At 43.4% G+C, this 11,270-nt stretch carries 14 protein-coding genes and 3 pseudogenes; 15 read left to right on the top strand and 2 right to left on the bottom strand.

Annotated features, from left to right (window positions below; all coding sequences use genetic code 11):
• The 13 genes and pseudogenes from E0485_RS23690 to E0485_RS23745 form a co-directional block, all read left to right on the top strand.
• Positions 1 to 279: GNAT family N-acetyltransferase (locus E0485_RS23690; protein ID WP_132420525.1), on the top strand; the 279-nt coding region annotated here is incomplete at its 5' end.
• 252 nt (positions 280 to 531) lie between these two features.
• Positions 532 to 966, top strand: coding sequence for a GyrI-like domain-containing protein (locus tag E0485_RS23695; protein ID WP_132420526.1), 435 nt, complete (start codon positions 532 to 534; stop codon positions 964 to 966).
• A 246-nt stretch (positions 967 to 1,212) separates the two neighbouring features.
• On the top strand, positions 1,213 to 3,081 hold the full coding sequence (locus E0485_RS23700) for a hypothetical protein (protein WP_132420527.1): 1,869 nt from the start codon (positions 1,213 to 1,215) through the stop codon (positions 3,079 to 3,081).
• 267 nt (positions 3,082 to 3,348) lie between these two features.
• Positions 3,349 to 3,657: a PadR family transcriptional regulator gene (locus E0485_RS23705; RefSeq protein WP_132420537.1), complete on the top strand. Its 309-nt coding sequence runs from the start codon at positions 3,349 to 3,351 to the stop codon at positions 3,655 to 3,657.
• Positions 3,654 to 4,001 (top strand): DUF1048 domain-containing protein, encoded by a 348-nt coding sequence (locus E0485_RS23710; protein WP_132420528.1) that lies wholly within the window; start codon positions 3,654 to 3,656, stop codon positions 3,999 to 4,001. The genes E0485_RS23705 and E0485_RS23710 overlap by 4 nt, the downstream gene beginning before the upstream one ends.
• A 12-nt stretch (positions 4,002 to 4,013) precedes the next feature.
• Positions 4,014 to 4,364 carry a DUF1048 domain-containing protein gene (locus E0485_RS23715; RefSeq protein ID WP_132420529.1) on the top strand — a complete coding sequence of 117 codons (351 nt, stop codon included), beginning with the start codon at positions 4,014 to 4,016 and terminating at the stop codon, positions 4,362 to 4,364.
• Between the two features lie 15 nt (positions 4,365 to 4,379).
• Entirely contained in the window at positions 4,380 to 5,138 is a 759-nt protein-coding gene (locus E0485_RS23720) for an ABC transporter ATP-binding protein (RefSeq protein WP_132420530.1), read from the top strand.
• Positions 5,139 to 5,909: an ABC transporter permease gene (locus E0485_RS23725; protein ID WP_132420531.1), complete on the top strand. Its 771-nt coding sequence runs from the start codon at positions 5,139 to 5,141 to the stop codon at positions 5,907 to 5,909. It begins immediately after the preceding gene.
• Positions 5,910 to 6,374: 465 nt separating this feature from the next.
• Positions 6,375 to 7,079 (top strand): FAD-dependent monooxygenase, encoded by a 705-nt coding sequence (locus E0485_RS25755; RefSeq protein ID WP_132420532.1) that lies wholly within the window; start codon positions 6,375 to 6,377, stop codon positions 7,077 to 7,079.
• Positions 7,079 to 7,807 (top strand): FAD-dependent monooxygenase, encoded by a 729-nt coding sequence (locus tag E0485_RS25760; protein ID WP_132420533.1) that lies wholly within the window; start codon positions 7,079 to 7,081, stop codon positions 7,805 to 7,807. Before E0485_RS25755 ends, E0485_RS25760 begins: the two co-directional genes overlap by 1 nt.
• A gap of 41 nt (positions 7,808 to 7,848) precedes the next feature.
• Positions 7,849 to 8,019, top strand: a complete 171-nt coding sequence (locus tag E0485_RS25260) for an aromatic-ring hydroxylase C-terminal domain-containing protein (RefSeq protein WP_165921277.1) — start codon at positions 7,849 to 7,851, stop codon at positions 8,017 to 8,019.
• 279 nt (positions 8,020 to 8,298) lie between these two features.
• Positions 8,299 to 9,108: an alpha/beta fold hydrolase gene (locus tag E0485_RS23740; protein ID WP_132420534.1), complete on the top strand. Its 810-nt coding sequence runs from the start codon at positions 8,299 to 8,301 to the stop codon at positions 9,106 to 9,108.
• 169 nt (positions 9,109 to 9,277) lie between these two features.
• Positions 9,278 to 9,580 (top strand): annotated as a pseudogene (locus tag E0485_RS23745) (dihydrofolate reductase family protein); the annotation flags it as partial.
• A 96-nt stretch (positions 9,581 to 9,676) separates the two neighbouring features.
• Here E0485_RS23745 and E0485_RS23750 read toward each other — a convergent pair.
• Positions 9,677 to 9,805, bottom strand: a pseudogene (locus tag E0485_RS23750) (HTH domain-containing protein); the annotation flags it as partial.
• Between the two features lie 103 nt (positions 9,806 to 9,908).
• Between E0485_RS23750 and E0485_RS23755 the strand changes: the two are divergent.
• Positions 9,909 to 10,103, top strand: a complete 195-nt coding sequence (locus tag E0485_RS23755; RefSeq protein WP_132420535.1) for a dihydrofolate reductase family protein — start codon at positions 9,909 to 9,911, stop codon at positions 10,101 to 10,103.
• A gap of 355 nt (positions 10,104 to 10,458) precedes the next feature.
• Positions 10,459 to 11,016, top strand: a complete 558-nt coding sequence (locus E0485_RS23760) for a dihydrofolate reductase family protein (RefSeq protein WP_132420536.1) — start codon at positions 10,459 to 10,461, stop codon at positions 11,014 to 11,016.
• A 96-nt stretch (positions 11,017 to 11,112) separates the two neighbouring features.
• On the opposite strand, the pseudogene E0485_RS23765 reads toward E0485_RS23760, so the two are convergent.
• Positions 11,113 to 11,241 (bottom strand): annotated as a pseudogene (locus E0485_RS23765) (HTH domain-containing protein); the annotation flags it as partial.
• Between the last annotated feature and the right edge of the window lie 29 nt (positions 11,242 to 11,270).

The following is an 11,270-nucleotide window of genomic DNA, read 5'->3' on the forward strand; positions in this document are numbered from 1 at the left end:
GGATTTTTCTATCTTTCCTATACACCTAATAGTACTAATAATTACTGGATCGGTGGCTTTCAAATAGACAAGGAATATCAAGGGATGGGATTAGGAACACAATCTCTTAAAAGAATATTAGAATTCATTCAGGAGATGAACAGACAATGCGAAGTAATCTCTCTAACAATCGAAAAAAGTAATAATCATGCTAGAAAGCTTTACGAGAAATTAGGTTTTGTCAATCAAGATAAAGAGAACCAAGATGGCGAGATTATATATAAACTAAAGTTAAAATAAACTATAAAGAACTTGTGCTAGGTTACTCGAAGAGGTCGTTGACATCAGCTAACATTACATTCCTGCGTCGTCGCTAAAGCTCCTCGGTCACCGAGAGGATTTTCGGAGAAGTAAATCAGGCGACACATCCAACCGGCTAAGTCTGACGACCCGGCAACTTTATTGCCTTAAGCCGCTTGGACGTCAGGAATGCGAAACGTTAGCTGAAACACCACGAAAACTTATAAAAACCAAAAAAGATGGAGGTATTACATGAAACCTGAGGTTTATGAATTTCAAGAGAAGAAAGTAATTGGAGTTGGAAACATAGGAAATCCTATAAGCCCTGGAGATGTTTGGCCTATTTTATTTTCCAGAATTCAAGAAATACATGGTCGTAAGAATACTCCTGAAACTCTTGGAGTTATTAAGAGAAATGAACATGGGTATTTAGCTGGGATAGAAGTTGATCAAATGATAGAAATTCCAGAAGGTATGTTTTCTTATGTAATACCAGCTGGTCAGTATATTGGAATGACTCATAAAGGTCCTTTAAGTAAGATTGGTGAAACATTTCATACTCTTATTAGTTGGCTAGCATCAAATAATTATGAACAACATGACATTGTATGTTTTGAAGTCTATGATGAAAGATTTAAGGGTGAAGACCCAGAAAGTGAATTCGATTCTTATATTCAAATTATATGATTTGTGAAGGATACCTCTAAGAAGTGTGGTGCATCAGATAAACACCATATTCACGCATCGTGGCATTTCTCCCTCGGGATTGAACTAACGGGAAAAGATAGTTTATGACAAGGCTGCCAGTTCGATTGGCAGTCTTGTTGCGCTAACGGGCAGGATTGTGCAACTTTCACTATCCAATTGAGTCAAATATTGGGATAATGATTCTTGAGGAGACATAGAGGAAATTGATCATGTACGGAGGTAACGATGGCCTACACACGTTTGATAGTTTTGATAATGACGTTCGAAGTGCTTATTTCGGCTGTAGTCGGACTTGGTATTTATTTTGGATTTTCGGTATTTCCTTATACTCAGTCATTGTTAACAACAACCGGTACTGCTGTTCAGTCAGCAGGTATCAACATAACAATCCCATTATACATGCCGTCGCTTATGGATCTAAAAATTCCATACACGTACCTTCAAGCTGGGGAACAGACCTGGGGAATCACAGCATTCCTTGTATCTGTGGGTGTTATGGTACTTCAAAGTTATGTCCGGGGCATGTACCTCGGCGGTCTGAAAGGATGGATTCTGAATCGTAAAATAGTCCCTCTATTCGCGTGTGGGCGCAGGTATTTCGGCGATATGATAATATGGTCTATTTTTCAAACCGTGATAAGTGTGTTGATTTTATTCCTCGCCGTAGTCTTTGTCCCGTTTGGATTCATAGTAATGATTGCGTTACTATTCTACTCACTTACGCCATATCTGATCGTCCTCCAAAATATCACTTTTCTTAATGCATTGGCGAAGGGGCCACGCTTGTTTCGGCGCTATTTCGGCACATTGCTGCCGCTTGCACTGTTGGCCCTCCTGTGCACGCTCGTCGTCAGCCTATTTCGGTTTTTGACACCTCCATGGGGATATGCGGTACCGCTGCTCACTTATGCATGCATTGGAACCTTACTGATCGGCGAGCTTATGAGACGGCTGGCAGCGAAGCTGACAATGGACGGCGAAACGTCTCCGGATCCGCCTCTCGGCGAGGTTCACTCTCACAAAATGGTAAACGCCATCACGATGCTGCTCGTACCGGTACTCGTCTTCGTGGGTGCTTTTACAGGTTCCGGCGGGCACTTAAGTGCGTTTGAGTTCGGTAGTAAAAAGCAGCTCGACGGTATCTCCTACAATACAAATTTCTCTGACGTATTCTATGCGTCCGATCAAATGTATACAGCGTACGAGTGGCAGACAAGTGATTACCATCTTGCGATAAGGCTTCCAGACTTGTCCGACGGGCGGAAGCCAAGGGAACTGCGTGGGATAGCCGACATCACGTGGCAGATGAATGAGGAAATTCGTACTTCACATGGAAATTCAACCCAAATTGACGTACAGCCGATCATGCACACAAGCCGGGTCATGTATCGACTTGTCCGGGAGACTGCTAACGATGGCAGCTTTTACTATTCCAGCCTGAGCGGCTCTTCTTCAATTTTGCCGGGAGAGGAGCGGCCGCGTGAACCATTGTCCGTTCAAATGATGGTTAGTGGAGACGGTCTTCATATTTCTGTTATGCAATACCCAACGCGCTTTGATGTCTCGCATGTATTCCGTGTTTCAGATGACGGGAGGTATTTGATCCCGGGAACAAGCCAGGTCAATCCAATGGATTTCCACGCTTATTGGTTCACGACAGATCAGAGTGCGGAGAATCTGTTCGAATTGCTGGCCGCGAAGAACAAAACGAATAACATAGCGACGATGAACCGAGCCTACCTAGCGCTTGCTTGTGCCATGCAGGAAGGGGACGGACACATGGTCGTCCATCTGCTGGAGACGATGCGTCGGGCTGGCGTAAACGTGAAAGTTCTCAACTGGGATGAAGTGACGTGGACGAACAACTTGCAAGGCCGTTATCAAGGTACCGGCTTGCAGAAGACCCTGGAGCTATTGACAAAGGCCGGCATTCAGGGGGCATATGAAGGCACAGAACTATTAGAAAAAAGTGATGAAACGATCGGTGTTTACCGAATCGAAGTACCGTTCCCGGACGGAATGATCCCAATTACTTATAAGGAATCTAAGGTGGACGGCAAGCTATTGTCTGTCAATGTTATGGACATTCAGTGAATTCACTCAGCACATTTCGCAGCGTATTGCAATTTCCCTTTCAACTAACGCACTATAGCTCAGTGATGACACGACGACAGCCGGCCAGAATGATCGGCTGTCGTCGTTGCGCTAACGGACAGGATAGTTGAAAAAATAAAATCCGTATCAGCAATAACACTATTGACTATCCAGCTACTGCGTGTTACTTTATAGTGGTAGTAAGTAATACTGCATACCAGTCATACAGAATAGTAAAGGGTGATTGTGTTGGAGAACTTAACGGAAATGCTCAAAGGCGTGCTTGAGGGCTGTGTCCTAGAAATAATAAGCCGCAAAGAAACCTACGGCTACGAAATCACGCGGACGCTGAACTCCCTTGGCTTCACAGATGTTGTGGAGGGAACGGTGTACACCATCCTGATCCGGCTTGAAAAAAACAAATTGGTGGAGATCACCAAGAAGCCCTCCGAAATGGGACCGCCGCGAAAGTTTTTCGCGATCAATGACGCGGGGCGCGAGGAACTTCGGAGGTTCTGGGAAAAATGGGGGTTCGTATCATCAAAAATTAACGAGTTAAAGGAGAAAAAACAATGAACTTTTGGGAAAAAATCACCGGCAGCGACATGACTAAAGAATTCAAATCTTTTGAATCGCGAGTCAAAAAGCTACCGCCTGATTATCAAGCGGCATGGGAAAAAATTAATGCCAATCTTTGGTCACACTCAGATTTCACCGGTCGCAACCTTATGCCAATTTTTGATGGTGTGCTGGGCCTGCTTGAAGAAACAGCGGCGGACGGTCAAAGTGTTCAAGAGGTTTTGGGGGACGATATCAAAGGCTTCTGTTCAGCGCTGGCCGGCGAAGAAGGGGCAAAGTCTTATCGCGACAAGTGGCGCGAACAACTCAACAATAATATCGCTAAAAAACTAGGTAAATAGGAGGAGGATAAAATGAGTATAAGAGATATCATCGAAGGAAAAAAAGAGTGGCGAGCGCACGTGGCACGTGTCAAAGCGCTCCCGCGGGATTATCAGATTGTTTATAAAGAGATTCAAAAATATCTCTTTAAGGTTGGCCCTGTTGAACTAACCGAAGGTACGGGTTTGCTATCGGGGATTGTCGATCTTTTTGAAGAGGGCGCGACCTTGGGGAAAGGCGTGCTCGATGTGACGGGCAGTGACGTTGCAGCTTTCTGCGACGATCTAATTAAAGATTCCAAAACTTACGCTGACATCTATCAAGAATCTGTTAACCAAGAAGTTAACAAGGCAATGAAAAAGGTTACGGATAAAAAAAAGTAAAAGGGGGATAGCGGGATGGAAAAATCAATTTCAGTGAAAGGCCTGCGAAAGTCTTTCAAGGACACAGAAGTCCTAAAGGGCGTCGATTTTGAAGTGAAGCGAGGTGAGATAATCGCTCTACTTGGCTCCAACGGCGCGGGCAAGACGACGATTGTTAGAATCCTCACCACGCTACTCAAACAGGACGGAGGCACCGCCACCGTAAACGGATTTGACGTCGCGTCAAAGCCGGACCATGTGCGGCAGTCGATTAGTTTGACCGGGCAATTTGCCGCGGTTGACGAGATTTTGACCGGGCGGGAAAATCTGATCATGATTGCCAAACTGCGGCATCTGGATCATCCGCGTCAAGTTGCGGACGATTTGCTGAAACGTTTCGGCTTAACTGACGCAGCCGATCGTAAGCCATCTACTTATTCAGGTGGTATGCGCCGTAGGCTCGACATCGCCTTGAGCCTTGTGGGAAAACCACAGATCATTTTCCTCGATGAGCCAACCACTGGGCTTGATCCCGAGGCACGTATCGAGGTTTGGAAAATTGTAAAGGAGCTTGCGGGCGGCGGCACGACAGTTTTCCTGACCACGCAGTATTTAGAGGAAGCCGAGCAGCTTGCCGACCAAATTGCCATTCTACATGAGGGCAGGATCATCGCCAGCGGCACGCTCACGGAATTGAAAAAGCTGTTTCCATCCGCAAAGGTGGAGTATGTTGAAAAACAGCCGACATTGGAAGAAATATTCCTCGTAATCATCGGTAAAAAGGAGGCCATGTAAATGGAGACAGCAAAAAACCATTTTTTCAGCGATATGAGTGTGATGCTCGGACGTTCCATGCGCCATATTTTCCGCAGTATGGACACCATCTTCACGGTCTGCATCACTCCGATTGCAATGATGCTGCTGTTCGTCTATGTGTTCGGCGGCGCAATCCAAACCGGTACGGATAACTATGTGAACTACCTGTTGCCTGGTATACTGCTTATGGCAATTGCCAGCGGGGTGGCTTACGTGGCTTACCGCCTGTTCTTGGATAAGCAGCGGGGCATCATTGAGCGTTTCCACTCCATGCCGATTGCGCGTTCCACCGTGCTGTGGGGGCACGTGCTGACCTCGGTGGTATCAAACGTCATTTCTGTTGTCGTCATCATACTCGTAGCGCTCATTATGGGCTTTCGCTCGTCTGCAGGGGTTCTGTCTTGGCTTGCCGTAGCCGGTATACTTGTGCTGTTTACGTTGGCTTTGACTTGGATCGCTGCTATTGCCGGACTGTCCGCAAAAACGGTGGAGGGAGCAAGCGCCTTTTCCTATCCTTTAATCTTCCTGCCGTTTATCAGCTCGGCGTTTGTACCGACCGAGTCAATGCCAAAAGCCGTTCGCGTCTTTGCCGAGAACCAGCCGGTGACGTCAATCGTAGAGGCCATCCGCGCACTATTGTCAAGTCAACCGGTAGGCAATGATATCTGGGTCGCTTTAGCGTGGTGCTTAGGGATAATGATCGTCGCATATCTATTTGCGATGCGCGCATACAAACGGAATGCAGCTTAATGTTTGTATGTGTATTATAATGAAAGTGACAAATGCTATTAATTGAAAATAAAATCACGAACCGGTCATCGAAATATGATGAGATTGAACCGGTTTTGCCTCAAAATGATAACATAGTTGATTTAATAATAACCTTCATTAACACATAAAAAGCCGTGAAGCGCGGATTTATGGGTTATTTTTTTTGATGTATAACATGTAGTAGTAATGTAGGTATAATTATGTCATTAATGTAGGAACATTTATGTCGCTAGACACATCCGACAATTGTCGGGTGACAAGAACATATATGCATAAAAGTCGCGTAGTTACGGCTTTTTTTGTTTTAACGATATATGTTCTTGTCAAATACCAATGACAAGAACATATATCGTTTGCCGATTGAGGACAAGAACATTTTGTTTATATTGCGTTTACAATGAATTGCTATTATTCGGATATAAACAATAGAGAGGACGATAAAATATGACGAACGTAACAAAAACACCTATTTTAATTGTAGGAGGCGGACTAGTAGGGCTTTCCATGGCACTTTTTCTCAATCAACATCAGGTTCCTTATATATTAGTTGAACGACGTTCCGGGACATCTATTCACCCTCGAGCACGTGGTCTTGGAGTTCGAGCTATGGAATTAATGCGACAAGTAGGGATAGAAGCGGAGATTAAACAGGCAGGGGCTGCTATGAGTAAAAATTTTGGCCTACTAGATGCAGAGACCTTAGCCCAAGCAGATTTTGAGCAAGCAGTTAAACAAACCAAATACATGCTCAGCATGATGAAAACAGAAAATTTTTCGCTAAGCCCAACCTATGGCGGAAAATGTACCCAAGATACATTAGAACCTGTGATGTTGGCCGCTGCCCTTAATAGGGATGGACACATTCGTTTTAATACAGAGCTCGTCTCTTTTGAGCAAGATAATACCGGGGTTACTGCTACAGTTATGGATCGTACCACAGAATCTATGGAAACCATTTACGCACAATATTTAATTGCTACCGATGGCGCTAATAGCCGAATCCGTCAAGCTTTAGATATTACTATGTCTGGACGTGGATCGCTGAGTCATCAGATCAATATACTATTTGAAGCAGATTTAAGTGATCTGTTACACGAACGCAGTTTTAGTATTTGCAATATTAAAAATAAACACAAAATGGCTCGCTAATGACCGTTGGAAATGCGAATCGATTTACTTATCATGTTCCCTTCTATCCAGAAAAAGGAGAGACGGTAAAAGATTTCACACCAGAACGTTGCTTGGAGCTTGTTCGTCACGCTGTTGGTCTACCTGAAGTAAACATCAATATACTCAGCATCCTGCCTTGGGAAGCTGCGGTCCGTGTAGCTAACCAATATCTGCAAGGGAGAATCTTTCTCGCTGGTGATGCTGCTCATGTTATGCCTCCTACAGGTGGCTATGGTGGAAGTACAGGGATTCAAGATGCTCATAACTTAGCGTGGAAGTTAGCAGCTGTCTTACAAGGGAAAGCTGATCCTAAGCTTTTAGAAAGCTATGAGCAAGAACGTCGCCCAGTGGCTCAGTTTACTGCTGAACAAGCTGGCTTGCTCGCCGATACCGGAGCAGTAAAAGTCATTCACTCTTCCAGCAACGATACATCTGAAACTGCTGATTTACCTATACCTGCAGATGGTACACTTGTAAGCTTGGCATATCACTACCGCTCAGATGCAATCATCTATGATGAACAACATTTTCCAATGGAACACTTAGTCATGGATGGACGTCCTGGTACACGTGCTCCTCACCTCTGGTTGGAACACCAAGGTGAACACAAATCAACTCTTGATTTGTTCGGGAAACATTTTGTCTTACTGACTAGCACTAGCGGTGAAGCATGGTTGACAGCAGCACAAAAAATAAGCCAAGTTTAGGTGTTCCAGTCGATTGCTATGCAATAGGTTCTACCGGTGACATGAAAGAAGTCGAAGGAGACTGGTTACATTCATATGGGATAAAGGAACAAGGAGCTGTATTGATTCGTCCAGATGGTTTTGTCGGTTGGCGCTCACCAGATGCACAAGTAGATACTGAAAAAGTTCTTGAACAAGCTCTAAAACAAATGTTATGTCAATTTGGGAACTAAGTGAAAGTTTATATGTATTCAGTAGCGTTGCATAAACACTGACTATAGGAGATAAAGCCGTCTTTCATTGTCAGCCGACCCCCACTGATGACAAGGTCTTTGTTACATTCCCGATATAATGCTGGCAAGTTGAAAAGATGCCATCGTTGTTAAGCTAACGGGCAGGTTAGCGTTATAAAAATGGAAATATTTACTACCAAGAACGGATGTTTTAAGATTAATAAAGTAGCGATTATTTACGAAAAGAATATACTTCTATAATTCAACGGGGTGATAAAAATGCCGACTTTTAATTCAAACGGTGCACAACTTTATTATTATGAAGAAGGAGAAGGTTCTCCTTTAGTTCTACTTCATGGTCTTCATGGTAGCAGCAAGATGATGAAGCATGAAATCAACAGGCTGAAAGAACATTTTCGTATTATTGCACTAGATTCGCGCGGACATGGAAAGTCAGCCCGCCCCCCCCATTATACGATGGAAGAGCATGTACAAGATGTGATTAACCTGTTGGATCATCTCGGGGATGAAACTGTAGATCTTATGGGAATCTCCATGGGGAGTTATATCGCGCAAGGTGTGGCGATTGCCGCCCCCGATCGAATAAAGAAGCTGATTCTCGTTGTCCCGAAAAGCCATGGCAAAACATCTTCCATGCAAGAGCTTTTCGCCCGTCATGCTGAAGAACTAGAGGGACTCTCTTTTGAAGAAAAATTCAACCGTGCCTTCAAGTATATCTTTCATAATTACACAACTGTTCAGAAAGCTTTTAGCGATTTTAATGATCAACAGGCAATGCTGACATTGCCTCAAGAGCAAGAAGCATCAAACAAAGCACTAGAAGGATTTGATTTCCGAGATAATTTGAATAAAATTACCGCACTCACATTAGTCATTAGTGGAAAATATGACGGTTTGAATCCTCCAGATAGAGGAAAAGAGACCGCTTCCCTGATATCTGATGCGACCTTCATTGAATTTATGCATTCTGGTCATGCTCCAAGTATCGAAGAGCCTGAACGTTATATTAAAGAGGTAATGAAATTTCTTGGAATGAAAGGGCATAGACCCGTTGAGACATGGGAGTGAGAACCCCCAGGGGTTGCGTGGAGATCGTGCAGTATATGGTAAAATGCAAATGAGCGAGCATTCGTGAGAAAAATGCATCGTACCGAAGGAGTTGAATCATGATATAGAGGCAGCCGATCAATTGATTAGCTGCTTTTTTCATTGAAGTAACGGGCAGTATTCGATAACAACGCAAAAGGGGACTGATAATAAAGCAGTATTCACAAATGATCGTATTCTCGAAGAAGTAAATAAAATAAAGAATAAGCCTGGTAAAGACATCGGGCTATATGGTGGAGCAAGTCTTATTACAACTTTTATCAATTTAGGACTTGTTGATGAATTTAGATTATCTGTTCATTCTGTTGTTTTGGGAGCAGGGAAACCGCTGTTTGTGGATATAAAACAGAGGTTGAATTTAAAAATGGTTAATACCAGAACGTTCTCCTCAGGCGTTTTACAATTTATTTATCATTTTTATGCGAACAAATAATATTGCACATTCCAATGATAAAATCGTTAGTTTAGCGGTAAGTCTACGACTTTATTTTTTGGTCTTCGACCGCCGCTTTTTCATTTAATGGGTTCATTGCTGCAGGTAATACAGGTCGCGCTGGATGGTCCAAACCGAAACGTTAAAGCGTTCTGCCAGCTCGCGGGCAGTAAACTTCTTTCGGGAGTCGATGATCCGCATCATGGTTAATCTCCGCTCGTTCATGGCGTCCTCCCAATTACGTCAAGTTTTGTCGTAATTCTATTGTAACATACAGGATAGAAGGGAGCGATCAAGAAATGGAAAACTAGAAAGTGGTATTTTTATTGTGGTGAGTCTGGATGGTTACATTGCCCGTTCAGACGGGTCGGTGGACTGGCTGTTTGATGTCGAAGGCGATGGCGGGGACAACGGGTATGAGAAGTTTTACGATAACATCGGCGCGCTGATCATGGGCAGGCTTACGTATGATGAGGTGTTCAAACAAACGGACGATTTCTCGTACAAAGGGAAGCCTTGTTAGTAACCCGATTTGGGCAGACTCCATCACACGATGTGACGTATACAGCCGAGGATTTGGATTCACTGATCCCGAAGATCAGTGCTGAAGCAAACGGGGACGTATGGCAGGTGGGAAGGGGGACAATTGGCTATGGCTTTCCTTGAAAAAGGACTGCGGACCGAATCGAAATGACGGTTATCCCTAAAATTCTCGGTGAGGGCATTCCGCTGTTTTCGGAAGGAACGGCTTCCATCCGGCTGAATCGCTCTGACGGATAGCATTGTTAAATAGATATCCTCTCTTTTATTAATATGACATAAGGTGACGTATTTGAGGTCTATAATGGGTGATAGATTAACGAAAGGAGTAACAAATCATGAAACGAAGAATAATTTTAGATTTAGCGGTTACTTTAGATGGTTTTATTGAAGGGAAAAATGGTGAAGTCGATTGGTGCATTATGGACTCTGAGCTGGAGTTTAATAATTTTTTAAATCAAATTGATACCATTTTATATGGAAGAAAAAGCTATGATTTATGGGGACAATTTACTCCGGAAATTGAACATACGGATTCTGAAAAAGAATTTTGGGAACTGGTTCATAGTAAAGAGAAATATGTGTTTTCCAGGACGCAAATAGGGACTGATAATAAAGCAATATTCATAAATGATCGTATTCTTGAAGAAGTAAATGAATTAAAGAATAAGCCTGGTAAAGACATCTGGCTATATGGTGGAGCAAGTCTTATTACAACTTTTATCAATTTAGGACTTGTTGATGAATTTAGATTATCTGTTCATTCTGTTGTTTTGGGAGCAGGGAAACCGCTGTTTGTGGATATAAAACAGAGGTTGAATTTAAAAATGGTTAATACCAGAACGTTCTCCTCAGGCGTTTTACAATTTATTTATCATTTTTATGCGAACAAATAATATTGCACATTCCAATGATAAAATCGTTAGTTTAGCGGTAAGTCTACGACTTTATTTTTTGGTCTTCGACCGCCGCTTTTTCATTTAATGGGTTCATTGCTGCAGGTAATACAGGTCGCGCTGGATGGTCCAAACCGAAACGTTAAAGCGTTCTGCCAGCTCGCGGGCAGTAAACTTCTTTCGGGAGTCGATGATCCGCATCATGGTTAATCTCCGCTCGTTCATGGCGTCCTCCCAATTACGTCAAGTTTTGT

Origin of the sequence: Paenibacillus albiflavus (assembly GCF_004344915.1) — a bacterium.
Taxonomy (GTDB): Bacteria; Bacillota; Bacilli; order Paenibacillales; family NBRC-103111; genus Paenibacillus_AM; species Paenibacillus_AM albiflavus.

Excerpts from the sequence above, each read along its gene's own strand:
- E0485_RS23695 (WP_132420526.1), top strand. The coding sequence starts at position 532 with ATGAAACCTGAGGTTTATGAATTTCAAGAGAAGAAAGTAATTGGAGTT.
- E0485_RS23700 (WP_132420527.1), top strand. The coding sequence starts at position 1,213 with ATGGCCTACACACGTTTGATAGTTTTGATAATGACGTTCGAAGTGCTT.
- E0485_RS23705 (WP_132420537.1), top strand. The coding sequence starts at position 3,349 with ATGCTCAAAGGCGTGCTTGAGGGCTGTGTCCTAGAAATAATAAGCCGC.
- E0485_RS23710 (WP_132420528.1), top strand. The coding sequence starts at position 3,654 with ATGAACTTTTGGGAAAAAATCACCGGCAGCGACATGACTAAAGAATTC.
- E0485_RS23715 (WP_132420529.1), top strand. The coding sequence starts at position 4,014 with ATGAGTATAAGAGATATCATCGAAGGAAAAAAAGAGTGGCGAGCGCAC.
- E0485_RS23720 (WP_132420530.1), top strand. The coding sequence starts at position 4,380 with ATGGAAAAATCAATTTCAGTGAAAGGCCTGCGAAAGTCTTTCAAGGAC.
- E0485_RS23725 (WP_132420531.1), top strand. The coding sequence starts at position 5,139 with ATGGAGACAGCAAAAAACCATTTTTTCAGCGATATGAGTGTGATGCTC.
- E0485_RS25755 (WP_132420532.1), top strand. The coding sequence starts at position 6,375 with ATGACGAACGTAACAAAAACACCTATTTTAATTGTAGGAGGCGGACTA.
- E0485_RS25760 (WP_132420533.1), top strand. The coding sequence starts at position 7,079 with ATGACCGTTGGAAATGCGAATCGATTTACTTATCATGTTCCCTTCTAT.
- E0485_RS25260 (WP_165921277.1), top strand. The coding sequence starts at position 7,849 with ATGAAAGAAGTCGAAGGAGACTGGTTACATTCATATGGGATAAAGGAA.
- E0485_RS23740 (WP_132420534.1), top strand. The coding sequence starts at position 8,299 with ATGCCGACTTTTAATTCAAACGGTGCACAACTTTATTATTATGAAGAA.
- E0485_RS23760 (WP_132420536.1), top strand. The coding sequence starts at position 10,459 with ATGAAACGAAGAATAATTTTAGATTTAGCGGTTACTTTAGATGGTTTT.